This window comes from Methylobacterium sp. Leaf117 (genome assembly GCF_001422985.1).
GTDB lineage: Bacteria > Pseudomonadota > Alphaproteobacteria > Rhizobiales > Beijerinckiaceae > Methylobacterium.
Map to the genome: position 1 here is coordinate 26,734 of NZ_LMNL01000038.1, position 23,347 is coordinate 50,080.

A 23,347-nucleotide genomic window follows, 5' to 3' on the forward strand; every position below is an offset into this window, starting at 1 on the left:
GTGAATTCACATCACGGCATCGTTGCGTACTCTGTGAGGTCGGGAGGCCCTCGCTCGATCCGGGTGCAAACTTCCTTTCGGAACTTCTCACCGACGCTGGCTGGTCGCGGCGCCTTGGAGAGCACTAGGGCCTGTCGTCGCCTGAACAGATTGGCTGGGCTTGCGTTTTCGTCTCTCTGATGGAGGAGGGACGATGCTGAGCGACGCGCAATAGGCTGATCTGGAGCCTCTGGTTGAAGCCTGCCGGCCCAAGGCCAAAACGCCTCCTCAGGATCTGCAGCGCACGCTCTCGGCCATTCTCTGGCGGCATCAGAACGGAGCCAAATGGCGAGCCATTCCCGAGGAATTGGGACCCTGGTGGCGGGCTGCCCAGATCTTCATCCGCTGGTCGCGTGCTGGCGTCTGGGAGCGGCTTCTTCACCTCGTGCAGGAGCGCGGTGTCCAACTCGGTATGGTGTTCCTCGACGGCACGAACGTTCGGGCGCACCAAAAGGCGGCGGGAGCCGCCAAAAGGGGGGATCTGCAGCCGAGCGNGTGCAGGAGCGCGGTGTCCAACTCGGTATGGTGTTCCTCGACGGCACGAACGTTCGGGCGCACCAAAAGGCGGCGGGAGCCGCCAAAAGGGGGGATCTGCAGCCGAGCGCGACGCTCGTGAAGCTGTTGGCCGCTCGTGTGGCGGGTATGGCACCAAGGCTTGCGTGATCGCCGACGGGCAGGGCCGCGCCATCGCCTTCCGGCTTGCGCCCGGTCAGGCCCATGAACTCCCTCACGCTGTTCCCCTGCTCGACCAACTGCCGGGGGTGCCCAAATGGGTCGTGGGGGACCGCGGCTATACCAGCCACGTCTTTCGCGAACATATCTGGAATATGGGCGCTCGGCCTGCGATCCCGCCTCAGCGCCACGAAGCGCCCGTGGCCTGCCCGGATTGGATCTACAACAACCGTAACCAGGTCGAGCGCCTCTGGGCCAGGCTCAAAGAGTGGCGCGCCATCGCCACCCGCTACGAGAAGACTGCCGTCAGCTTCATGGGCGTCCTCTACCACGCAGCCGCCCTCGATTGGCTCAAGCGATGACACGCCCTAGCAGGGTGTTGAAGCGGTCGGCCAACGAAATGCAATTTTGGCGATCTTTTTGGGTTTTTCTTCACGAGCTTAGACACGCTCTGGCCTGCGCGGCGATCTAATGAGATTAGCCCCGATCCATAGCTACCGTCCGCAGTCCGTCACTGCCGATCAGATCTCGGATGTCCCGAACGAGTTCCGCCATGTCGTACGGCTTCATGTAGAGCTTGTAGCCAAGCTCCGTCGCTCGAGCCGCCGAGGCGCTGTAGCCCGAGACCAGGATGACAGGCAGGTCCGGCCAGCGCCTGCGCGCCTCGTTGGCAAAGGCAAGGCCGTCCATGCCGCCCGGCATGATGAGGTCACTCACCAGGATGTCGCCGCCGCTCCGCTCCAGTACGTTGAGCCCGGCATGCGCGCTGTCGGCCTGCGCGACCTGGAAGCCCGCCTCCTCCAGGTAGGCCGCGGTCACGGTCCGCACCTCATCGTTGTCGTCAACCAGGACGACCCGAGCCAGACCGGACATGCCTAGGGCTTCGCTGGTGTCTGCGGGCATTTTAGAAGTCTCCGGCAATTCCTCCTGTGCGAGGGGAAGGTACAGCGTCACGGTCGTGCCCTGGCCAGCTCGGCTCTCGACGTCGGCCATGCCGTTCGACGCCTTGGCGAAACCGTAGACCTGGCTCAGCCCGAGCCCTGTTCCCTTGCCGACCTCCTTGGTCGTGAAGAACGGCTCGAAGACATGGGGGATGGCTTCCGCCGGGATGCCGCTGCCGGTATCCTTGATTGACAGGGCGATGCCGTCTCGCCCGGACCGGTCCGGCAAAGGGCACCTGCGGGCCGTAATCCGAAACGAGCCTCCGTCCGGCATGGCATCCCGGGCGTTCGCGGCGATGTTCAAGAGTGCCAAGTCGAACTGCAGGGGATCGAGTCGGACGGCATGTCGACCCGGGATGAGGTCGGTCTCGACGTGGATGTGTCCGCTGACGGACTGGCGGATCATCGTCAGCGTGCCGAGCAGCCGTTCGGTCAGGTCGACGACCTCGGACTGCGTGCCTCCGCCACGCGAGAAGGACAGCAGTTCCCGGGTCAGGTGCGTGCCACGTTCGGCCGCTTTGCGGATGGCCGTCACGTAGCGTTCGATGCGGGGCTCGTGGTTGCGCCGGCCCAGCATCTCCAGGTTGCCCAGGATAACCATCAGCAGGTTGTTGAAGTCGTGCGCCACGCCGCCGGTCATGCGGCCGAGCGCTTCCATGCGCACCGTGCGCTCCTGGGCAAGCGTGTCCCGGCGCTGCGCCTGAAGCTCACGGCGGAGCAGAAGGATGAAGGCACCGGTCAATAGGGCAGCGACGGCGCCAGCAAAGGCCAGGATCCAGACGGAGTGGGTCGCCGGCTGGTTGTAGAGCGCCAGTGGGACGGCGACGTGGACGGACCAGCCGGTCTTCACGGACTTACGGAAGGCTGTCACCAGCGGCTTTCCCTCCGGCGAGATGCCGTCGTAAATACCGGACGAGCCGGCCGTGCGCGCCAGTACCGTCGGTGGCATCGCGGGCGAACCCACGTTGACAGGCGCCCGCAAGCTCGCGGCGATCCGGTCCGCCCCGTCGACCAAGTAGGGCCGCCAAGCTGGATCAAGGCCGGCATTCGCCAGGAGGTCGGTGAGGCGCTGGGTGGACACTACCCCCGTCAGGACGAAGCGGATCTTGCCGTCGCGCCGGACGGGCACGCGGAAACTCGCCCGCGGAGCGCCATTCGCTGTCCCCCAGGGCTTGGCAATATCGCCAATGGTTGGCTCGCCCGTATCGAGCACCCGCCGATAACTCTTTTCGTCCACGAGCGGCGGGAGCGGTGTTCCGTAGGAGTAGCCGGTCCGCACGAGCATGTGGCTCTCGGTGTCGGCCAGGATAATGCGGTGCCAGAGCGGCAGCTGACTCTGGAAGCGCTCGGCGAGGCCGTGGAAGGCTGCGAGGTCCGGCCGATCGCCGTCGAGCATCGGCGACTGCGCGAGCACCTTGAGGAGTTCGATTTGGGTGAAGAGCTCCCGGTCCACGCTGCCGAGCATCTCATCGACCTGGTGGACGGCCTCCGAGCGCATCAGGGTTTGCTGCTGGCGGAACAGCATGAAGGACAATCCGCCAGCGAGCAGCACCAGCGGCAGGAGGGCCGCAATGGTGAGCAGTACGAGACCTCGGCGCACCTGCGGCATTCTCTATGCTGGGCTCAGTCGGTGGTAGGGCAGAGCGCCTAGCCTTCCATACAGATCCCACTGTGCCGTTTAGGAAAGGGCCTGTCATGCGCGCGTTCGTCGCGCCACGGCCAAGCTCACATGCACTGGCTGCGTGTTGCAGTTCTGTGACGACGTAGGCTCGCGCGGCAAGCCGTTCAGTCTGGACGGACCACGACCGCGCACGGCCGTATCACCGTAGCGTCCTCGCTGCTCAACGGTAGTGCGAGAAGCGGCTCAAGGGTGCGGTGCGGAGACAAGCCATGGGCGGGACGGCACAGCCTTCTCGGAGAAGAGCCCAGGCGTGAGCCTTTCTGCGGATAAGCCAAGCACGGCCGTCATTGCTGCGGCAGGCTGCAAGAAGGCATCGCTCGTTCGAGACCCTACGGCTTCTGAAGGCACCCAGGACTTTCTTGGGGTTCGGCCCACGGCATCCTGGCTCTGCGAGCGTGTACCTCCAGGCCGATGCGAACCATGCGCATCGCTTCGTCGGCCGCAGAGATCAGCAGAGCCTCGGTCCGCCCAAGCGCATCCTCCAACGTGCAGGGCCGTTCCATGATGCTAATGAAGGCATCGATCCCGTGCACCAGGTTCTCCTCGCAGCCCTCGCCCAAGGTGCCGGCCAGGGCGATGACCGGCAGCCCGCGTTCCTTGGCGCGGCGGCCCACCTCGGCCGGCACCTTCCCGCGCACTGTTTGACAGTCGAGCGTGCCTTCGGCCGTGATGACGAGGTCGGCCTCGGTGAGCAGCGCGTCGAAGTCGAGGTAGCGCATCACGATGTCGAAGCGCGGATGCAAAGTCCCGCCGAGCAGCCCCAAAATGCCGGCACCGAGCCCGCCGGAGGCTCCGGCTCCCGGGGCCTCGGTGCAATCCACACCGGTGGCCCCCCGGATGAGCTGGGCATAAACACCGAGCCCTCGCTCCAGACCGATGACCTGTTCCGGTATCGCCCCCTTTTGCGGCCCGAAGACCCGGGACACGCCCTCGGAGCCAAGCAGCGTGTTGTGCCAGTTCACCGCTGCGTTGATGCAAATCCGGTCGAGCCGCGCATCCCGGCCGGACAGGTCGATGCGAGCAAGGCGGAGCAATTCCCCTCCGCCAAATCTGAGTCGTTGCCCCTCCTCATCGAGCAAGGCGATGCCGAGGGCCTGCACCATGCCGGCTCCGCCATCGTTGACGCCGCTGTCACCGCACCCCAGCAGGATGCGTTCGGCACCGGCATCGAGCGCGGCGCGTACGAGCTCACCCACACCATAGCTCGTGGTCAGCGTCGGGTCCCTGCGGTCGCGTGGGACCAACGAGAGCCCCGCTGCGGCAGCCATCTCGATGACGGCGGTGCGCGGCCCGACTCCTCCGAGGAAGCCAAAGAAGCTCGGAACCGGCAGGCCGACCGGACCAGTGACGGTGAGGCGGTGCAGGGTGCCCCTGGTCGCATCGACCAAAGCTTCGACGAAGCCCTCGCCGCCATCGACCATCGGCGCCATGAGCACGCGGGCCTCCGGCATAGCTCGGTGCACGCCTTGGGCAATGGCCTTAGCAACCGCCCTGGCGCTCAAGCTTTCCTTGAAGCCGGAGGGGGCAACAAGAACGGTCAGGCTCATCGCATTCTCCTGTTGCCGGGGTCCAACGGGTAACCGTTGCCGGAGGCACTTAGCCCGCGCCACTCGAAGCTTTACACGTCGCCCCCGCTACGAAGCCCCCAGGGGAACTCCGAGCGCCGGCCAGACCCAGAGCGCGAAGACGAGTAGGAGCAGAACCATCAGCGGCATCAGCACGGCGCTCAGGAGCAGCAGATCACGTGCGTCGTAGGTCGGATGACCGGGATTGCGGAACAGGGCCACCGCCTTGGCGCTCACCGGCAGCGTCTGGCAGAAGCCCGTGCCCAGGGCGCAGAGCAACACCAGTGCAGTCGGGTTGTAGCCAAGCGCCGCAACCGGCAGCACGAGGGTCGGCACCAGCACCGTGACCCGCGCCGTACGCGAGGTGATTACGAGGTGGGCCAGCACCGATACGACGGCGATGAACGCGGCCACCCTTAAGGGCCCACGCAGCAAGTCAACCCTGACGTGAGCCAGGAGGCCCGCTGCGAGCCACTGGGCCGCGCCCGAGACGATCAGCGCCCGCCCCATGACCAGGGTGGCGGCCAGGAACAGGATCAGTCCCCACTCGACCTCGCGGAGTGCCGCCTTCAGCGAAACGCCGGACAACTTGGGAAGAGTCAGTGCCAAGGCAGCGGCGAATGCCACGACGGGCGCCGAGACCCCGTGCAGGCTGCTCGTCGCCCACAATCCGACCGTCAGGACGAGGACGCCCCCGACGTACAACTGGCGGTGATCGGTCGCCTGCCTCTCAGATTCCGGTACATGCGATGTCGCGCGGCGCTCATCGGCTGACAGGAACAGGTGCAGGATGACCTCGGTCGCGGCGAAGCTAGGGTGTGAACCGAACCAAGGCGTTGCGAGCGCTATCGTTTTGTGATTCAGAGCTGCCGTTTGCAGCGTGGAGGCGGCGATGGCAGACCTGTTCTGGCTTTCCGACGAGCAGTGGGCGGTGATGGAACCGTTCATGCCCACGAACCAGCCCGGGCCAGAGCGGAACGATGATCGGCAAGTCATCTCCGGCATCCTGCACGTGCTCACCTCAGGCTGCCGCTGGCGCGACTGCCCCGCCGCGTATGGTCCGCGCACGACCGTCTACAACCGCTTCAATCGCTGGTCGCGCCGTGGCTTCTGGCGGGCGATGTTGAGGGCGCTGGCCAAGAGCGGATGGGCGGGCGAGGCGGCCGCCATCGACAGCACCTACGTCAAGGCTCACCGCTCGGCGCATGGCGGTAAAGGGGGGCTCGTGCGCAAGGCATCGGCCCGTCACGCGGGGGCCAGACGACAAAGATCCACGTCCTCACCGATGTCCTCGGCCGCCCCGGCGTCCTCCTGCTGACGCCGGGCAATGCCAGCGACGTCACCGCCGCCCCAGCCGTGCTCGCCGAGGCTCCCGGTCGGATCCGTCGTCTGGCCGCCGACAAGGGCTACGACGCCGACTGGCTCCGGGCCAACCTACGGGAAAAAGGCATCACGCCGATCATCCCCGGCAAGCGCGGCCGCAAGCGGAAGATCCGCCACGACAAACGCCGCTACCGCGAACGCTGGCGGATTGAAGCGACCTTCAATCGCCTCAAGGACTTCCGTCGCATCGCCACCCGCTACGACAAGCTGGCCCGAAACTACGTCTCGGCCGTCGCACTCGCTGCCGTCATCGCCTTCTGGTGCTGATCGAGTCCAGACCCTAGCCAGCTGCTGACCAGATCGAGAAGCCATTGACTGCGCAGACCAAGAAATCAAATACGCCCAATGCGCTCATCAGCTTCGGGGACGGCAAGTCCTACAAAACGCTGAAGCGACACCGAACGATCCGGGGAATCAACCGCCCAGGAATGCCGGGCGAAGTGCGGTCTGCCCCAGGACTACCCGATGACCTCCGCCAGCTACTCGGCGCAGCGTTCCGAGCTGGCTCGCACCATTGGGCTTAGCAACAATCGGGAGGGTCCGACCAACGCTTCAGCAAAAGCCACCGCGTCGGATGAGACCGCGTCGGATGCCCCGAGGCGCTGCGGTCGGAAGCCCAAAGCTGCTTAAGCGAGGTCGTCCGTTGACCTGCGTGTGACCCGCGCGCGGCAGCCGATGTTTCTTCTTCGTTCCACAAGCTGAGGACTCGCATCGGCAGGGCAGGTGGATCAGATAGAGGAAGAAAACCCGCTTATGGTCTCGCCCCATGCCGTTCGCCTCCCGCTCCGTCCTCGTGCAGCATCGTGAGATCGCCGCTGTCCTAGGCACGTACGGGATGTTCCTGGGCGGCATCCTGGTGCTTGCCTGGATGATCGCCTGACGCACGAAGCCCCGGACCGCGGGACGGCCGAGGCTTCGTTCATGGCACGAGGCTGAGCGCCTCGGCGTGATAGGCTCTGGGACGACCAGCAATCTCCAGCTCCTTCAGCCCCGGCCGATCCTCTCAATCGGCTCGGTCCAGAGCCTCCCGGTCAGGTCACCGACGACGACGGGCTCAGTGAATGCAGATCGGAGCGAATAGCATCGCGTCAGAAGCGCCCTTCGTCGCCGCCCTGAAGCAGCTTCTCTATCGTCTCCAATCCGTGCGCCCGCGCTCTCGCTTCGGAGGGAAGGTCACGATCTGACCGCTGGATCAGCTTGCCATGCTTTCGGATGGCCCACTGCCAAATCCCTTCACGCCTTGGGTTAGGCCCGACTTCAAGGGTGTACGGGTGGGTGTTAGTCGTCATTCGGCATTACCGATCCTAGAGGCTTTCTTTCGTATCAGGGTTGGCAGCAAGCTGCTCAGCCTCGGCAGCCGTGTAGCCCTCCAGCCAGTCGGCGATCTCCTGTGAGCCAGCTGGCTAAGGGTTGGCCGAGCTGGGTTGCCCGGCCGTCTGCGCAGCGATCCCCTCTATCCAGCTTTGGTTTTAGATGACGGCGGTCATGAGGGCTCCTCCTATAGGCAGCAATCCGTCTCTCGGCAGGATGGTTCTTGGTGACCGGTCCGACCTACGCTCAATCGTTGAAAACCGTTAGCACCTTGGACGCGGAGGATGCCGGTGTCTGCGGCGGGCCATTTTCGTTGAAGCTCGTGGCTCCATAGGACGCGCGAGAGCTCTGGACCGTCCGTGCGGGGATTCTCGCATACTGACGTGGCATGCGACCCGCCAGCACCTCGGTGAGGAGCAGGGCGAGCAGCATTGCGAAGATGCACAAAAGGCTCACTAGGACGGATTCTGACCATCGCTCTAATGCTTGGATTATCAGACAGCCAGCAACAAAGATGCTTGCGAGGGCCACGGGGATCATCTGTGCAGTCATGGAAAGCTCGGAGGCTCTGGGGGCTCACAGAGATCAACCGTCAAACGCGAGACGCTTTTCCGACGCGGGATACCACCAGCCAAATATCACAGTCGCTGAGGGTGCCCAGACTTTGTCGGCGGTCTAATCTCATCAAGGGTTTATTCTGCGGGTAGAGGCGCGTCATGCATATTCGCGGTCTTCGCCCTTGATGCCTTCGGTTTGCCCAGGAGACGTTCGAAGGCGACATAGAAGGTTGGCGTCACGAACAAGGTGATGAAGGTCGCCACCAGCAGCCCGCCGATCACCACCGTGCCCATGGAGACCCGGGCATTGGCGCCGGCGCCGCTGGCGATGGCCAGGGGCACGGATCCCATGATGAAGGCAAACGAGGTCATCAGGATCGGGCGCATGCGTAGGCGGGCGGCATCCTGCGCGGCCTTCAGGACGTCCTCACCTTGCTTGCGCAGGTCCTCGGCGAAGGCCACGAGGAGGATCGAGTTCTTGGCGGCGAGCCCAACTAAGAGTAGGAGCCCGACCTGCCCGAAGATGTCGAGGGCGAGCCCTCGGATCGCCAGGAAGCCCACCGCTCCGAAGATCGCGACCGGCGTGCCGAGCAGGATCACGAACGGCAGCCGCAGGGACTCGTACTGTCCGGCGAGCAGCAGGAAGATCATCAGCGTGCCGAGGCCGAAGATGAGCGGCGCGTAGCCGCCGGCGATCTTCTCCTGGTAGGCGACGTCGGTCCATTCCACCGCGTAGGTCTTGGGCAGCTTGGCCTCGGCCAGCGTCTCGATTGCCGCGATGGCGGTGCCCGAGCTGGCGCTCGCCACCGTGTCCACCGCGATCTCGATGGTCGGATAGGTGTTGTAGGACAAGACCGCCGTCGGCCCTGTAATGAAATGGGTCTGGATCAGCGAGCCCACCCGCACGGGCTCGCCGCGGTTGTTGAGCACCGTGAGCGCCTCGACGTCCTGGATCGTGCGCCGGCCTGAGGCCTCGCTCTGGACGTAGACTTGATAGACGTAGCCGAAGCGGTTGAAGAGGTTGACGAAGCTCGAGCCCACATAGGTGCCGAGAGCGACGAAGAGGTTCTGGAGCGGTACGCCGAGCTGCTCGGCCTTGGCGCGGTCGATCTCAAGACGCATCTGCGGCACGCCGTAGGTGGTCGTCGGGATGGCACGCCCAACCGAGGGCAGCTTCTCCATCTCGGCGATGAAGCGGTCGGCCGCCTCCGCGAGCTTGACGCCGCCGGCGCCGCTGCGGTCCTGCAGCTCCAGGGTCAGACCGCTGCGAGAGCCCAGGCCCGGCAGGGGCGACGGGTTCACCACCCGGATCTGGCCGTCGGGATCGTGCTTGAAGCGCTTCTGTACCGTGGCGATGACGTCGTTGACGCTCTGGCGGCGCTCACTCCACGGCTTCAGGGTCGGGATCTGGAAGCCGTAGAAGGGCGCGATGGCGTCGGCCAAGATGCTGCGGCCGGTCACCCCGATGGTATGCTCCACGCTGGGAATGTCGCGCAGGGCGTCGCCGACCCGATCGACCATCCGGTTGGTGCGCGCCACGGAGGCGCCCTTCGGCAGCACCACGTCGGCGAAGAAGTAGCCCTGATCCTCGTCCGGCACGAAGCCCGACGGGCGCTGCATCGTCATCCACACCGTCATGGCGGCGAAGAGCACGAAGGCGATGCCCACCAGGGCGATGTGGCCGGTCAGCCAGCCAATAGCCGCCACCAGGCGACGGCTCGCCCGCTCCAGCACGGCGTTGAACCAGCGGAGCGGGGCACGCCAGCGGCTCTCGTCCTTTGCGTCCCTGTCGCGATGCTTCAGGATCAGCCCGCATAGGGCCGGTGTCAGGGTGAGGGAGACGACCGCCGAGATCATCACCGAGATAGCGATCGTAAGCGCGAACTGATTGTAGAGCTTGCCCGTCAGCCCGGGGATGAAGGCGACGGGCACGAACAGGGCGGCCAACACGAGGGTGGTGGCGATGACGGGACCCGCGACCTCAGTGACGGCCTCGCGGGAGGCCTCGGGCGGCGCCATACCTTCGTCCATCAGACGCTCGGTATTCTCGACCACGATGATGGCGTCGTCGACCACGAGCCCTACGGCAAGCACCATGCCGAGGAGGCTCAAGGTGTTGAACGAGAACCCTAACAGGGCCATCGGCCCGAAGGTGCCTACGAGGGCCACCGGCACCGCGATGGCGGGGATCAGAGTCGCGCGCCAGTTCTGCAGGAATAGGTAGGTGACGATGACCACGAGGGCGAGCGCCTCGAACAGTGTGCGCACCACCTCGAAGATCGCCTCCTTGACGAACTCCGTACGGTCGAGGGCGATCCGGTACTTCAGCCCCGGCGGAAAGCGCTTGGCGAGGTCCCTCATCGTCGTGCGGGCTCCGTCCATGACCTGCACGGCGTTGGCGTCCGGGTTCTGGTAGAGGCCGAGGGTGGCCGAGGGGGCGCCGTCGAAGCTCGAGCGGACGCCGTACTGCTCCGAGCCGAGCTCGACCCGGGCTACGTCGCGGACGCGAACGACGGAGCCGTCCGGGTTCGCGCGCAGGAGGATGTTGCCGAATTCCTCAGGCTGGCGCAGGCGTCCCTGGGTGACGAGTTGCAGCTCGAAGGCGGTCGCCTGGTCCACCGGGGGCTTGCCGAGGGTGCCCGTGGTGATCTGCGCGTTCTGCGCGGTGATGGCGGCGGTGACCGCGCCGGGGCTGATGCCGAGTGCTTCCATCTTCAACGGATCGAGCCAGATCCGCATAGCGTAACGCTTGTTGGAGAAGTTGACGATGCGGCCCATCCCCTGCACGCGTCGCAGAGGCTTAATCACTTGGGTCTCGGCCCAGTTGGCTAGGAACAGCTCGTCGTAGGGCGCACCGTCCTCCGCATAGAGCACGATGTTACCCAGCCGCTGTCGCGAGCTCTTCGTGATCTCCAGCCCTTGGGCGTTCACCGAGGGTGGAAGCTTGGCCTCTGCCCGGTTTGCGCGGGTGAGCACCTCCGCAGCAGCGGCGTCAAGATTCGAGCCGACCTCGAAGGTCGCGTCCATGCTGACGCTGCCGTCGGTGTTGCTGGTCGAGTTGATGTAAAGGAGGTTCTGCGCGCCATTGATCTCCTGCTCAAGTGGGATCGCGATGGCCTCGTAGGCCTGCTGCGCGCTGGCGCCCGGATAGGTCGCCTGGATGTTGATGATCGGCGGGGCGATCTCGGGGAATTGCGCGATCGGCAGGGTTAGGCCTGCGACAGCGCCGATCAGGGTGATCAGCACGGAGATGACGCCGGCGAGCACCGGCCGATCGACGAAGCGAGCAAACATGCGGGATCGTGACTTCGGGTCCTGGACCGCGACCGGTCATGGATCGCAGGCGTTTCGGGCCGCTCTCGTCGACCCCGCGATGCAACGTCCGGCCTCCAGGCGTGTTCCTCTGCGGTTGGGTGGTCGCGGTGGACCGGCCCGTCGATTTCAGGAGCGTCATCGGTGCAGACAGCGGTCAAGGTGGGGGTCGGGGCGGGGCTCTTCGCCCTGGCAAGTTCGGCCGGATGGGTCGCGGCTGGGCGCCCGTCGCCTGAACAGGTTGTCGCCGCGCTGCCGGTCATCGGCGCCAAGCCGGCGGTCCAGTTGGAGGAGCCACCGTTGGAGGTCCGAGTCGTTTCCGCCCGTAAGGTGCCAGTGCCGATCAGCTTCACCTACACGGGCACCATCATCTCGCAGCAGGATGCCACCCTGCAGGCACGGGTGACCGGCAACGTGATGGAACGGCCCTTCGAGCCGGGCGGACACGTCAAGAAGGGACAGATGCTCTTCCGCATCGATCCGCGCCCCTTCGAGGTGGCGCTCCAGACCGCCAAGTCCCAGCAGGCCCAGGCCCAGGCCCAGCTCACCTTCGCCCAGGCTGAGGTGGACCGCACCGAACCCCTCGCCGACAAAGGCTACGCCACCGAGCAGCGGTTCCAGCAGTTGCAGTCGAACCGCACCTCAGCCGTCGCGCAGGTGCAGGGGGCCGAGGCCGCGATCGCCCGGCAGAACCTCAACCTCGATTACGCAATCGTGAACGCGCCGTTCGACGGACGGGCCAGCCTTTCGACGATCAACCCCGGCGATCTCGTCATTGAGAACCAGACGCAGCTGGTCTCCGTTGTTCAGCTCGACCCGATCGACATCCAGATGGCGCTCTCGGCAGAGGATTCGGAGGCGATCCGGGCTGCGATGAAGGCTGGCAGCGTCACGGTCGAGGTCCTCGACCCTACGGGAAAGCCCGTGCGCGAGGCCAAGATCTACCAGCTCGACAACCGATTCGATCCCCGCACCGCGCGCCGCCTCGTCCGGGCACTGATGCCCAACGCCGACGAGCGTTTCCTGCCCGGCCAGTTCGTGCGCGCGAGCATCCGGACAGGCACCAAGGATAGGCTACTGGTACCGACCATCGCCCTCGACGCGCAGCTTGCCCAGCAGATCGTCTACGTGGTCGATGCCACGGGGAAGGTTCAGCAGAAGCCCGTCACCGCAGGCGACAGCTTCGGCGAGAACACCGCGATCCTCGATGGCCTCTCCGAGGGCGACAAAGTCGTGGTCGACCATCTCCAAGAGATGCGCCAGGGCCTCGATGTGCTGGCCCGACCGATGGGCGACGTCACGCCGGACCTCGAGTCCGAAGATCGGGCCGCTCCGGCTTTAGGTGAGCCCGGTTGAGCAGTGCGTCCGACTCCGCCCCGAACCCACTTCCGGCCCTGACTCGCGGGCGCTGGTAGCGATAGAGATGACCACGTCCAATCGCTCGGCCGCCTTGAAATCCAAATCGTGCCCAAGCGTGCCTTCCTTTCAAACGTAGTACGGTAGCGGACAATGCGTTCAGACACCCTGCAGTGCATCGGGTACGTATCTCACGTCAGCCCGAGTACCCGCCCTTACGCTGTTCGGGTCGACGGCGGCCGGGTCTGACCTGAACGAGGGCTCGGCCGTCTTTCTTCTGAAGCCAACACCAGGTTGCCGAAAGCGAACTCACCGGCAACGTCATCTAGGACCTCGACGGAAATTCAAGCCAGCACAGATCAGCGGACAAAGCTTTCGGACGCATGTCTGTGTCCTCGGGACTGCACGTAGACAATGTAGGGCTGCACGACCATCATCTGTGTGCCATTGCTCCGGAAGGGGACGTGGGCTGTCTTCATGCCAGAGGCTTTCGCCGATGGTCCCTTACCGTTGACTAAACCATGCTCACTCCGCGACAGGAGATGTCTGTCTGCTATTGGTTCCAGGGGCGGGTCGTAAGCGAGCATCAGGAGAGATTACTGCCGCAAGATGGACCCTGGATCGGATGAGGATCCAAAGTCGCAGAGAGGGAGAGCGAAAAATCGATGCGACCGTGGGGCCGCTTTTTGGGCGGGAATAACGGTTTCCGAGGTCAGATCATGCGGACGCAGGTCACCTCAACGACGTTCTCCCCATATGTGCGACCTTGAACAGGCAGAGCGCAGCAGAGGAAGACCCATGCGCCGTTGGTGTCCGACAACCCTGATCGCGTGTGCGACCGCGCTTGCCACGACATGTGCTCAGGCCGAAACGCCCCTCGCGGCTGTCTTCGACTTCCAGTTTGCTAATCTCGGCGCTCAAGGACCAACCGAAGCTGACAAGGCTCGGCTTGGACCCCTGACCGATCTGCTGCGTAAGCTACTCAGCGAGAATGGCCGGTATCGCATCGTCTCGACCGATCCGGTCCGAGAGGATGTCTCCAAGAGCGCGGACCTACGCAGATGTGGTGGATGTGCCAACGACTTCGCCCGGAAGCTCGGCGCCGATGTTGTCATAACAGGTGAGATCCAGAAAGTCTCAAACCTGATTCTCAACATCAACGTATACGTAAAATACTTAAAGGCCGATGCACCTGAGAAAGCTTACACCGTCGATATTCGTGGCGACAACGATCTCTCATTCGAACACGGCTTGAAGTACCTCGTGAAGAACAGAATGCCTTCCACCGAGATCGTCAAGGAAGATATGAAATAATGATGTGAACCTACGGTAATACCCATTTCTTTCGACGGATCGAGACAATAGAGATGACAGACGACACAACCGATAAACGCAAGTCATCGACCAGGAAACGCGAGTTCCCTCCATCGGAGAAGGCGCTCGCCGAACGAGGGACCGACCGAGAGGAGTTGATACCGATGCCGAAGCCAACAACATCCTCTAAAGCCCGCACCGATAAGGAATAAAGGCCTATTTCATTGACTAGTTGGTTGGGAGACGAACGCTTGGGCGAGGATGTCGTCGGCAGGAACGGCGGCTCAGGTTCCTTCGCGGCAGCCGTGCGCGCGACCCGCATACCTTTGCTTGGCATACGGTCCGGATGGTCGACAAGCCCCTCGAATGCTCGCGATTTTGCGCTACCCCTCAATCATGCTCCATGTTTAATTTCAGTATGAATGGGATCGCCCAATAGAGGCGTCGCGTTAAATCCTACCGCACTCTTCGCGGCGGGGAGACGACCTGCACAACCCTTCCTCGGCTCAGATCCTCGCTGGATCATTCCATCATGCCCCCCGTTGTCGATACACGAGGGATGCGGGAGGAGAATGTGGCGATCACGCGAGAACTAGGCGCAGTTCAGCCTTCGCTTGCCAATGATCGCGCGGATGAGCGCCACGAGCGTGAAGCCCGTGAAGCTGTCGCCGCCGGGGAGGCAATTCCGCGCGGAGTTCGATCTGCAGGGATTCTCGTACTGAGCCTCCTTGCAGTCGTTTACACGCTATACGCTGGCCAGGAGATCATCCTGCCCCTCGTGCTGGCGCTCGTGCTGAAGCTTCTGCTCGCGCCAGCCATGCGACTCCTGCATAAACAGCTTCGCTTGCCCGATGCCCTCGCCGCAGGACTACTGATTCTGGTTGTGTTTGGGGCCATCGCGGGTGTTGGTTTTACGGCCTCCATACCTGCATCAGGATGGATCCGAAGGGCTCCCGAGAGTCTGCCGCTTCTTAGAGAGAAAGTCGCAGTGTTACGCCAGCCTCTGGATATGCTGCAGCAAGGCCTGCAAGCCGTCGAGGATATTACCGCGGGCCGAGGACAGGAAGCGAACGAGGAGGTAGTCGCTGCGAAACCTGCTTCGACGCTCACTGGCAACTTGGTAACAGGCACCGCCACCATCCTGTCGCGCTTCTTCACAACAATGATCGTGCTCTTCTTCCTTCTCGCCTCCGGGGACCGACTGCTGCGTGGATTTGTTGAGGTACTGCCGACCTTTTCTGGTAAGCGTCAGGCCGTAGAAATCGCACAGGAAATAGAGATCAACATCACCGGATACCTCGTCACCATCACGATCATGAATGCCATTGTCGGTGTGGTGACGGGGATCGCTATGTGGGCCTGCGGCCTCGACACGCCGCTTCTCTGGGGAGCCACGGCGTTCCTGTTGAACTTCATTCCGATTCTCGGTCCAATCGCGGGTGTGTTAATTTTTTTCGTTGTGGGTGTGCTCAGCCTCGATTGGCCTTGGTTCGCCCTCATGCCAGCAGGGGTCTATCTACTGATCCATATCGCCGAAGGTGAGACGATCACACCCATGCTCTTGGCCAAGCGCTTTACGCTCAACCCTGTCCTCGTGATCATCTCACTATTCTTCTGGCATATGCTCTGGGGCATTCCGGGTGCTCTGCTTGCAGTGCCGTTGTTGGCTATGTTGAAAATCATAGCCGATCGTGTCGAGCCGCTTAAACCGATCGGTCACATCATTGGATCATGACGGAACGCACTCTTGATCTTACGGAACCCCCCTCGGGTGGGACGGCAGGTTCTCGTGAAGCGTGAAGAGTGCCTCCTCGGCTTGATCCAAAATGTCGGGTCTGAGTGCCGGTAGGGAAGGCATGCATGCGGTCGCTGTCGGAACGAGCCGGTCTATAGAAGTCTACTACGCGACCGACGTGCTGGCGGGCTGATGCGTGGGATCGGCCTGGGCGGTGCTGTGCTGGGGCGTAGCCCTCCAGCTTCAGCGGCGTGGCCAGATCGAGGAACCCGGGCATGGCCCGGGGGAGGCCGGCATCGAGGCATAGGGTGCCTTGCGCTGTCACCCCGAGCGGATCGCCGGAGGGGCTATTTCTACGAAAGCCCGTCGATCCTTGGACATCTTCCCTGGCGGCACCTGTACCATGCCATGAGTGTCCCGTTTCCCTGCTGAACCCATCCAAGATTAAGCCTGTGGAGGCGCGGGAACTCACCGGCACCACATGTACCTGGGGTACTATGGCTTGTTCACGCCAACAATGCAGAACCCATGGCCGAAAGGATCGCTGCAGAACGCAACGGGAGGAAAGCCCGGCACGCGGTGCACCTGTTCTGACCTTGCGCCGTTCGCCAAGGCGCGTGCGAGGGTCCCTTCGAAGTCGTCGACACGGAAATCGATGTGCACCGGCGTCCAATGGCGCTCGTACCGGCGAAGGTCGTTGCTTCCCGGCGCAGGAGAGGATCCAGCCGGTTTCGCGAGAAGCCCGATCGTCGCATCACCCGTGGTCAACATCGCGTAGCCGGGATGAGGCCGGGACGTCTCGACAAAACCAAAGACGTCACCAAAGAACTTCAGGCCATCTTCGATCGACGGCACGTCGATGGAAACAGTCACCTCCATCTCAGCCTTTCCCTCTCGCTTGTATGTTGACCGGTCTGTACGGAGCTAAACGCGCATTAGGCAGCGTTCCTGCGACGACCGCCTTCCAGCAAGCGTCGGCTTCCCACCCCCATGCGTGCTTCCGGCGGCAGCGGGCGTTTCGAACTTCCGTATGGGGGTCGGCTCCGAACGTTGAGGTAATGCCCGGTTCACCTCCAGCGGCCAGCGCGTCAGCACGATGTGCGTCGCAAGCTCTATTGGGACCGTCTCCGTCACCCGATAGCCCAGGCTCGGCAGGTCGATGCCCGCGAACAGGTGCTCGCCCCGGCCCAGAACAACGGGCGACACCGCCAGGTGCATTTCGTCGATCCCCAGCGAGCAGATACTGACTTGGGAGGGGAGGGGGTTTACATTTCGCGATCCAGAACTTGGAAAGTGACATGTGGCGGCTGGCCAAGTCCTCTTCCATCGTGACACATCGCGATTGCTGACAGGCGCTTAACTCTGCGTATTCAAGGCGCTGGCCGCCGAGCTATCGAACCCGCGAATCGGACGCCTCGCTGATAGATCTATATGACAGGGCGAGTTTCCGCTCCTCGGTCACTGTGCCGGCAACGATGTACGCCTCAGCGCTTCGGCGCGACCTCCGTGGTCTGCCGGAGCAATCGCATCAGCTCGACGTTCGGCCCGTCCTGAGGATTAGCGACGAGGTACTCGTCTCCGCCTAGACTGTCGATACCACGTGGGGCCTTCGGCTTACGGCAAGGCACCGATCATGCCCTTTGCTTCGCTCATCGTGTTCTCGCAGGCGTGCTTGTCGCCGCGCCGGTCCTCGTCGGCCGACTGATTGATCCTCCGCATCCGACGGCCCGGTAGCGCACGCGAGGACGAAACCTTGACGAAGGAGGGGGAACCCGGGCGCTTCCCTGAACCTGGCCGGTCGCCTCGTGGCGGCGAGGTGCCCTGCAGAGCACCCGGGCCGCTCTCGCCAGGTTCGTGAGACGTCCTGCGCCCGTTTATGCGCCTCAAGCTGTTACGCTGCCATCATGGCCGGATGCCGAACTCGGTCTTGAAGGGCATCATCCATGATGTTTTCCGCAACGCCCGCAGCCTTGTGAGCCACCGATGTCCGAGTTCCCCTTGCCGACTGCCACGATTTTCTCCGGCGGCGATGCGAAGCCGGTTAGTGGGGATAAGCCTCCCGTCGATGGGGCGGTGGCATATCTTGCCCGCCAACTGGCGGAAGCCGGATTGGAGGGCCTGTCCGAGCGCGAACGCCGGGTGATCCTCCACGTCGCCAGGCGGTGCCACGTGTCACGGGACGTGAACCATGTCCTCGTCGAACGCCAGACCTTCGGCGAACGCCTTGCGGATCGTGTGGCCCAGCTCGGCGGCTCCTGGGGCTTCATCCTAGTCTTCTCGGGAATGCTCGTGGCGTGGGTGGTCGTGAACACCGTCATCCTTGGCCGCCTTGGTGGCTTCGATCCCTATCCGTACATCTTCCTGAACCTGATCCTGTCGATGGTCGCGGCGCTCCAGGCCCCGGTGATTCTGATGTCCCAGAACCGCCAGGCGGCCCGCGACAGGCTAGCGGCCGGACTCGACTACGAGATCAACCTGAAGGCGGAGGTCGAGATCATGGCCCTGCACGAGAAGCTCGACCACGTCCGGACGGAGCGCCTCGAAGGCATGCTGGCCGCGCAATCGGCACGGGTCGAGGCGATCGCCGTGGCGGTCGGCGCCGGTCCCGCGACCTGACTGACGCTGGGCGAGGGCTCGACTAGGCTTCCCTGCGGTGCGTTCGGCGCATCAGGCAGGGGATGAGGTTCCCACACAAGGCAGCTTCCAACCAAGTTTCCGTTGCTCGTTTCCAGATATTTGAACTCCAGCTTTAACGCTCCGAAATTCATTCCTGAAATTAGTCAAGGTAGCCACCGCATAGATTGATGTGGTTTACCGAAGCCAGTGCATGGACCCGGATCATTCGATCTGCTGCCTCGGCATCCCTGACTTCGAGCGCCTCCATGATCGCGGTGTACGCTGCGATCGCCTCCGAGAGCCATCGATTTTGAGCAAACGATCTATCTCGAATATTCTGCAGATGAATGAACATGCTATTCGTCAATGATTGTATTACCGGGCATTGAGCGAGCAAGACGATTTTGCGGTGAAATTCAATGTTAAAAACAAAATATTCATTTGATGACTCAGAAGAATATTCTGTATCGGGCTGCGTGAGAAATCCTCGCAGCGATCCAATCTGGGCGTCCGTCGCCCGTTCGCACGCAAGTCGGGCTGCCATACTCTCAAGAGCTGCGCAGGAGTAAACCATATCGATGATTTCGCGCTTGGACTTCCTGATTACGAACACGCCGCGCCGTGCTTCCGAGCGCACGAAGCCTTGTTGCTGTAGAATGTTAAGTGCCTCCCGGACAGGCGTCCGGCTTATCCCGAGATCGTGGGACAGTTTACGCTCGTCGAGGCGCACCTCCTCATTTCGGTGATAGATATCCATAGCACCAATGGCGTTCCTCAGGCTCTCGTAGGCACGATCCCTAAGGGTGACCTGACCGCCGATCGATGCAAGTTCTATTTGGTAATCGCCAGACATGAGGTGCCCCACAAAGATATAGATCCAGAGACATTTCCACTGCGCGATGGTTCAAGTTTACATTTTATCGGTGTAATATATAGGAATAAGTGATCGGCGGAAAATCTGCCGTCATCTAGAGAAAGCGGACGTGGTTACCATCATTCTACAGACCTCCGGAGCGGCGCAGAAGATATATGCTTTGCTCCTGCTTCCGTGATGATGAGGTCCATGGCCACGTCGTGAGCTTGTGGATGGATCGTCGGTAGGCACGCCAGCTCAAAGCCCACGCCGATGACCAACGGGCGCACTTGGCTGTGCGCGATCGTTCGGTCGTAGAAACCTCCGCCGTACCCGAGGCGAAACCCAGCCGAATCAAAGCCCACCAGGGGTGCTATCAGCACGTCAGGACCGACAGCGTCACCTTCGGTGGGGATAGGAATGTTCCAGACGCCTCGGGTCATTGAAATCCCAGGCCACCATTCCCGGAACTGTAGGGGTTGAGCCTTCTCCTCTACGACGGGCAAAGCGAGACGGACCCCACGCTCACGCAGACTGGTCAGAACAGGCCTGGCGTCGAACTCACCTCGGAAGGGCCAGTAGAACCCGACGAGCTTACCCGGCACCGACAGCAGTGCCGCTTCGAGGCTCTGCCCGATGCGCGCGCTCCAAGCCGCGCGGTCCGGTGCTGCGATGTGGACACGGGCGTCGATGAGAGCCGCGCGCGTGTCCTTCCGCCACTGCCTGACCGCTGCCCAATCCAGGCATTCGCCTTGAAGAGATGTCGCTCTGGACGCGGGCTTTTTCTCTGCGCCCAAACCAAGAAAGCTCTCGTCGAGCTCATGCATGAAACAGGGCGGCGAACTATACTCGTTGAACAGGCCTGATGAGGTGCCAACGGCTCCTGGCGCTTGATCCGGCGGCTTAGCTGAACGTCCGGCCATGCGACTCTCCTTCGCTAATGCGTTCCCGCTTACGCCGCAGAGGCCTTGGCCAGCTGCTCTCTCAAAGCCTTCAGCTCGGCAAAGCGCACCGAAACGTCTCGGAGGACGGAGACCATGCCGGTCATCGATCCGTCCTCATCCTTGAGCGGCACGATGGTGAACTCGAGTGAGATTTGCCGTCCATCCTTGCAGACCCCTGGAACGGACAGGAGCGCGCCTTCGCCGTAGCGGCTCTCGCCTGTCGCCATGGTTTTCCGGTAGCCGTCCCAGTGGCGCTTGCGCAGACGCTCCGGTGTGATGATGTCGAGCGACTGCCCAACAGCCTCCGTCTCTGCATAACCGAAGATCCGCTCAGCGCCCGGGTTCCAGACCCGGATGATCCCCTCGCTGTCGGAGGCGATCACGGCGTCAGCGGCAGCGGCTAGGATGGCATTGGCGACAGTCTGAGCGTAGTCCACGTGACCTTCTCCTCCGGCATGGACGTAGTCCCTACTCGCGCACGTCCGTTCAAGCTGCTTGCCGAGGCTCCTCGGTCAGCTCGTCCGCAGGCCCGAAGAACTCGAACCGAATGCGCTCTGCGGGCACGCCCCTGTGCTTGAGACCATTCACCATGGCGCTCAGGAAGGGCTTGGGGCCACAAAGATAATAGGTCGCCGCTTCGTGAGGCGTCTCGCTGACCAGCCATTCCGGCGTGATCACACCTGCCACATCGTAGTGCTCGCCCGATCGATCCTCATTCTCCGGTTGCATGTAGAACGTGCTGAGGCGGAGGTTTGCTTTTCCAGCGGTCAGAGCACGAGCGTGGTCACGCATCGCATGCACACGGCCGTTCAGTGCCCCGTGGACGTACCAGGTCGGCCGCTCAGGCGTGGTCGCCGCGATGGTCTCCAACATACTGATCATCGGCGTAAGCCCGACCCCGCCACTTACCAGCACCACGGGGTCTGTCGTTTGTCGGTCCAGGAAGAAGTCGCCGGCAGGCGGTGTCGAGCAGAGGACCGTTCCGACCCCGGCATTGTCATGCAGCCAATTCGAGACGACGCCTGCCGGCAGATTGGGTTGGGCCTCGCGCTTGACCGTAATGCGGTAGGCGCGGTCGTTCGGCGCACAGGAGATCGAGTAGTTGCGCTTGAGGATGCCGTGACCCGGCAGATCGAGCTTGAAACCAAGGTACTGCCCTGGCTCGTGACGCAGGACCGGACCGCCATCAGCCGGGACGAGCACGAAGGAACGGATCGTCTCGCTCTCGGGCGTGACACTTTCCACCACGAACTCGCGCCACCCGTTCCAACCACCGCTCTTGGCGGCAAGATCACGGTAGATCGCGGCCTCACGGCCAATCAAAAGCTCAGCCAGGAACCAGTAAGCCTCGCCCCAGGCCGCGCAGATCTCGGGGGTGGCCGCATCACCGAGAACATCGGCTATGGCGCCGAGCAACGCATCCGCCACGTAGGGGTAGTGTTCGGGTACGATCGTGAGAGCGACATGCTTCTGAGCAATGCGCTCCACAGCCCCCGACATCGCGCCCAGATTGTCGATGTTCCGTGCGTAGGCCAGGACACTTTGGGCCAGTGCCTTCGGCTGCGACCCGGTTTCACCGTGGTGCGACTGGTTGAAGAGGTCTCGAATCTCCACATTCTTGAACAGGCGCTCGTACATGCGCTCGGTGATCTTCAATCCGTGCGCCTCGAGCGCCGGAACGGTGGCCTTGATGAGGACGATGGTGGAAGGCGCGAGCGAGGAAGGCATCGGCGGTTCTCAAAGATGCAGAATGCATAGACCTTCTACCGGCCTGGCTTGAAAGATGCAAGCGCTTTATACCTTCTGAATCTCGTTGGAGCCCTTATGCGACTCACTCGGTACACGGACTACTCTCTGCGCACGTTGATCTATCTCGGGCTGCACGAACCGCAGCAGAGCTCGATCGCCGAGATCGCACGTGCCTACGGCATCTCGGAAAGTCACTTGACCAAGGTCGTTCACCAGATGGGCCGTTCGGGGTTTATCCAGACAAGCCGCGGCCGTGGCGGTGGCTTACGCCTTGGCAAGCCTGCCGCAGAGATCACTGTCGGCGCCGTGGTTCGCGAGACCGAGGAGGATCTTGCCCTGGTGGAATGCTTCGCGGGCGGATCTTGCGCGATCAGCGCACCGTGTCGCCTCAGACGCGTACTTGGTGAGGCGCTCGCAGCCTTCCTTGCCGTGCTGGACCACTACACGCTTGCCGACTTGATAGAAGAGAGTTCCGGGGCAGAGATCGCAGCGCTCCTTGGCTTACCACTTCATTTTGACCAAGTTGATAGCGCGGGAAATCGTGCTTGAAGGGAAAATTCGATTGAGCCGACATCGGACATCGGACGCTGATGCTGCGAACAAAGGCTTACGCGTAACGTCGCGGAAGCAGCGACGTTACGCGACGTAAATGCAGACATAAATCAACAAAACCAGCGCGCTCATCGGCGCGGCGGACCACTGCCATCTTGCAAGTTCTGGCGTTTTCCGCACAACATCGTTAGTAAGCCAACCCAACAGCGTGACAACCGAAGCGCCGATCAGCCCACTTTGCTGGCAGATTAATCCAATCGCAAAAAGATACGCTGTTACGCCAAGCGTGAGATGGATGTCTTCACTGACAACTTTTCCCCAAGACCCTTCAAACAAGTCCAGGAAGCTGAAAAATCCTAGAACCGCACATGCCACGAGGATCAACAGCATTGCGCTTACTTACGTATTAGTTGGCGGCATGGAGACATCCCGATAGGAAACGTGCCTCCTGCAGTTGGCCATGCGGTAAGGGACGCGTACCTCATCTGACCAAGCGAAGCGCCCGCGTTTTCCCGGTAATCGGGAGGTGAAACGGCCTGCCTCGGCATTAGGCATACTGCATACCAATGTTGCATTCTGAGGCCTGCGCCGATAGAAGATACATGACACGTCTATCTTAGAGGGCTCAGGGTGCCAAGATCGTCGTCCCGCTCCGGCTCGGCCGGTGGCTCTCCATCGCAGGCGTATCGATCACGTGCTCGCCAGAGCGCGCATTCGGGGGCTCACGGTTGAAGCACCGCCGGCTTTCGGTGGACCCCGCTCTTTTT

Annotated in this window: 19 protein-coding genes and 3 pseudogenes; 11 read left to right on the forward strand and 11 right to left on the reverse strand. The window is 62.6% G+C overall.

Annotation, left to right across the window (positions count from 1 at the left end):
* Window positions 1-220: 220 nt before the first annotated feature.
* The coding region (locus ASF57_RS22225; RefSeq protein ID WP_244477079.1) for a transposase at window positions 221-533 on the forward strand (313 nt) is incomplete at its 3' end.
* A 1-nt stretch (window position 534) separates the two neighbouring features.
* Window positions 535-1,073: pseudogene (locus tag ASF57_RS22235) on the forward strand (IS5 family transposase); the annotation flags it as partial.
* A 115-nt stretch (window positions 1,074-1,188) separates the two neighbouring features.
* On the opposite strand, the gene ASF57_RS22240 reads toward ASF57_RS22235, so the two are convergent.
* The 3 genes from ASF57_RS22240 to ASF57_RS22250 form a co-directional block, all read right to left on the reverse strand.
* Complete coding sequence (locus ASF57_RS22240; RefSeq protein WP_244477063.1) at window positions 1,189-3,177, reverse strand: ATP-binding protein; 1,989 nt, start codon at window positions 3,175-3,177, stop codon at window positions 1,189-1,191.
* Between the two features lie 485 nt (window positions 3,178-3,662).
* Window positions 3,663-4,880, reverse strand: coding sequence for a glycerate kinase (locus ASF57_RS22245; protein ID WP_056487612.1), 1,218 nt, complete (start codon window positions 4,878-4,880; stop codon window positions 3,663-3,665).
* Window positions 4,881-4,967: 87 nt separating this feature from the next.
* Window positions 4,968-5,903 (reverse strand): SLC13 family permease, encoded by a 936-nt coding sequence (locus ASF57_RS22250; protein WP_348528153.1) that lies wholly within the window; start codon window positions 5,901-5,903, stop codon window positions 4,968-4,970.
* Between ASF57_RS22250 and ASF57_RS25100 the strand changes: the two genes are divergently transcribed.
* The 3 genes from ASF57_RS25100 (at window position 5,791) to ASF57_RS27090 (ending at window position 6,911) form a co-directional block, all read left to right on the forward strand.
* Window positions 5,791-6,548, forward strand: a protein-coding gene (locus ASF57_RS25100) for an IS5 family transposase (RefSeq protein WP_156376281.1) whose coding sequence is annotated in 2 segments (ribosomal slippage) — window positions 5,791-6,121 and window positions 6,121-6,548 — 759 coding nt in all. Because the reading frame shifts where the segments join, the coding sequence is not laid out codon by codon here. The genes ASF57_RS22250 and ASF57_RS25100 overlap by 113 nt on opposite strands.
* Before the next feature lie 44 nt (window positions 6,549-6,592).
* Complete coding sequence (locus ASF57_RS27405; RefSeq protein WP_348528154.1) at window positions 6,593-6,805, forward strand: MucR family transcriptional regulator; 213 nt, start codon at window positions 6,593-6,595, stop codon at window positions 6,803-6,805.
* Window positions 6,747-6,911 (forward strand): MucR family transcriptional regulator, encoded by a 165-nt coding sequence (locus tag ASF57_RS27090; protein ID WP_244477064.1) that lies wholly within the window; start codon window positions 6,747-6,749, stop codon window positions 6,909-6,911. Before ASF57_RS27405 ends, ASF57_RS27090 begins: the two co-directional genes overlap by 59 nt.
* Before the next feature lie 1,373 nt (window positions 6,912-8,284).
* On the opposite strand, the gene ASF57_RS22270 is transcribed toward ASF57_RS27090, so the two are convergent.
* Window positions 8,285-11,443 carry an efflux RND transporter permease subunit gene (locus ASF57_RS22270; protein WP_056487632.1) on the reverse strand — a complete coding sequence of 1,053 codons (3,159 nt, stop codon included), beginning with the start codon at window positions 11,441-11,443 and terminating at the stop codon, window positions 8,285-8,287.
* Window positions 11,444-11,605: 162 nt separating this feature from the next.
* Between ASF57_RS22270 and ASF57_RS22275 the strand changes: the two genes are divergently transcribed.
* The 4 genes and pseudogenes from ASF57_RS22275 to ASF57_RS27095 form a co-directional block, all read left to right on the forward strand.
* Entirely contained in the window at window positions 11,606-12,817 is a 1,212-nt protein-coding gene (locus ASF57_RS22275; RefSeq protein WP_082504308.1) for an efflux RND transporter periplasmic adaptor subunit, read from the forward strand.
* Between the two features lie 798 nt (window positions 12,818-13,615).
* Entirely contained in the window at window positions 13,616-14,131 is a 516-nt protein-coding gene (locus ASF57_RS22280) for a DUF3280 domain-containing protein (RefSeq protein WP_056487635.1), read from the forward strand.
* A 532-nt stretch (window positions 14,132-14,663) separates the two neighbouring features.
* The gene (locus ASF57_RS22285) at window positions 14,664-15,866 is read left to right on the forward strand and encodes an AI-2E family transporter (RefSeq protein WP_244477065.1); all 1,203 of its coding nucleotides are present in this window, start codon (window positions 14,664-14,666) and stop codon (window positions 15,864-15,866) included.
* A gap of 130 nt (window positions 15,867-15,996) precedes the next feature.
* Window positions 15,997-16,173: pseudogene (locus ASF57_RS27095) on the forward strand (PAP2 family protein); the annotation flags it as partial.
* A 188-nt stretch (window positions 16,174-16,361) separates the two neighbouring features.
* Here ASF57_RS27095 and ASF57_RS22290 read toward each other — a convergent pair.
* A complete protein-coding gene (locus ASF57_RS22290) occupies window positions 16,362-16,745 on the reverse strand; it encodes a VOC family protein (protein ID WP_056487638.1) in 384 nt (127 codons plus the stop codon).
* 204 nt (window positions 16,746-16,949) lie between these two features.
* Window positions 16,950-17,093 (reverse strand): annotated as a pseudogene (locus ASF57_RS27100) (dihydrofolate reductase); the annotation flags it as partial.
* A gap of 846 nt (window positions 17,094-17,939) precedes the next feature.
* On the opposite strand from ASF57_RS27100, the gene ASF57_RS22300 reads away from it, so the two are divergent.
* Window positions 17,940-18,482 carry a DUF1003 domain-containing protein gene (locus ASF57_RS22300; RefSeq protein WP_056487935.1) on the forward strand — a complete coding sequence of 181 codons (543 nt, stop codon included), beginning with the start codon at window positions 17,940-17,942 and terminating at the stop codon, window positions 18,480-18,482.
* 160 nt (window positions 18,483-18,642) lie between these two features.
* On the opposite strand, the gene ASF57_RS25130 is transcribed toward ASF57_RS22300, so the two are convergent.
* From ASF57_RS25130 to hmpA, 4 genes are all read right to left on the reverse strand, one after another.
* Window positions 18,643-19,335, reverse strand: a complete 693-nt coding sequence (locus ASF57_RS25130; RefSeq protein WP_082504339.1) for a GntR family transcriptional regulator — start codon at window positions 19,333-19,335, stop codon at window positions 18,643-18,645.
* A 140-nt stretch (window positions 19,336-19,475) separates the two neighbouring features.
* Window positions 19,476-20,258, reverse strand: coding sequence for a 5-formyltetrahydrofolate cyclo-ligase (locus ASF57_RS22305; protein WP_082504313.1), 783 nt, complete (start codon window positions 20,256-20,258; stop codon window positions 19,476-19,478).
* A 29-nt stretch (window positions 20,259-20,287) separates the two neighbouring features.
* The gene (locus tag ASF57_RS22310) at window positions 20,288-20,716 is read right to left on the reverse strand and encodes a PAS domain-containing protein (RefSeq protein ID WP_056487643.1); all 429 of its coding nucleotides are present in this window, start codon (window positions 20,714-20,716) and stop codon (window positions 20,288-20,290) included.
* Window positions 20,717-20,765: 49 nt separating this feature from the next.
* A complete protein-coding gene (gene hmpA, locus ASF57_RS22315; protein WP_056487646.1) occupies window positions 20,766-22,007 on the reverse strand; it encodes an NO-inducible flavohemoprotein in 1,242 nt (413 codons plus the stop codon).
* Window positions 22,008-22,103: 96 nt separating this feature from the next.
* On the opposite strand from hmpA, the gene ASF57_RS22320 reads away from it, so the two are divergent.
* Window positions 22,104-22,577: an Rrf2 family transcriptional regulator gene (locus ASF57_RS22320; RefSeq protein ID WP_056487650.1), complete on the forward strand. Its 474-nt coding sequence runs from the start codon at window positions 22,104-22,106 to the stop codon at window positions 22,575-22,577.
* Window positions 22,578-22,664: 87 nt separating this feature from the next.
* On the opposite strand, the gene ASF57_RS26025 is transcribed toward ASF57_RS22320, so the two are convergent.
* A complete protein-coding gene (locus ASF57_RS26025; protein ID WP_156376282.1) occupies window positions 22,665-22,970 on the reverse strand; it encodes a hypothetical protein in 306 nt (101 codons plus the stop codon).
* Window positions 22,971-23,347: the final 377 nt, after the last annotated feature.

What these genes read in the sequence shown, in the direction of transcription:
- ASF57_RS27090 (WP_244477064.1), top strand. Translation starts at nt 6,747, where the DNA reads ATGACCTCCGCCAGCTACTCGGCGCAGCGTTCCGAGCTGGCTCGCACC.
- ASF57_RS25130 (WP_082504339.1), bottom strand. Translation starts at nt 19,335, where the DNA reads ATGTCTGGCGATTACCAAATAGAACTTGCATCGATCGGCGGTCAGGTC.
- ASF57_RS26025 (WP_156376282.1), bottom strand. Translation starts at nt 22,970, where the DNA reads ATGCTGTTGATCCTCGTGGCATGTGCGGTTCTAGGATTTTTCAGCTTC.
- ASF57_RS22320 (WP_056487650.1), top strand. Translation starts at nt 22,104, where the DNA reads ATGCGACTCACTCGGTACACGGACTACTCTCTGCGCACGTTGATCTAT.
- ASF57_RS22280 (WP_056487635.1), top strand. Translation starts at nt 13,616, where the DNA reads ATGCGCCGTTGGTGTCCGACAACCCTGATCGCGTGTGCGACCGCGCTT.
- ASF57_RS22250 (WP_348528153.1), bottom strand. Translation starts at nt 5,903, where the DNA reads ATGCCGGAGATGACTTGCCGATCATCGTTCCGCTCTGGCCCGGGCTGG.
- ASF57_RS22290 (WP_056487638.1), bottom strand. Translation starts at nt 16,745, where the DNA reads ATGGAGGTGACTGTTTCCATCGACGTGCCGTCGATCGAAGATGGCCTG.
- ASF57_RS22240 (WP_244477063.1), bottom strand. Translation starts at nt 3,177, where the DNA reads ATGCTGTTCCGCCAGCAGCAAACCCTGATGCGCTCGGAGGCCGTCCAC.
- ASF57_RS22270 (WP_056487632.1), bottom strand. Translation starts at nt 11,443, where the DNA reads ATGTTTGCTCGCTTCGTCGATCGGCCGGTGCTCGCCGGCGTCATCTCC.
- ASF57_RS22285 (WP_244477065.1), top strand. Translation starts at nt 14,664, where the DNA reads ATGCCCCCCGTTGTCGATACACGAGGGATGCGGGAGGAGAATGTGGCG.
- ASF57_RS22245 (WP_056487612.1), bottom strand. Translation starts at nt 4,880, where the DNA reads ATGAGCCTGACCGTTCTTGTTGCCCCCTCCGGCTTCAAGGAAAGCTTG.
- hmpA (WP_056487646.1), bottom strand. Translation starts at nt 22,007, where the DNA reads ATGCCTTCCTCGCTCGCGCCTTCCACCATCGTCCTCATCAAGGCCACC.
- ASF57_RS22305 (WP_082504313.1), bottom strand. Translation starts at nt 20,258, where the DNA reads ATGGCCGGACGTTCAGCTAAGCCGCCGGATCAAGCGCCAGGAGCCGTT.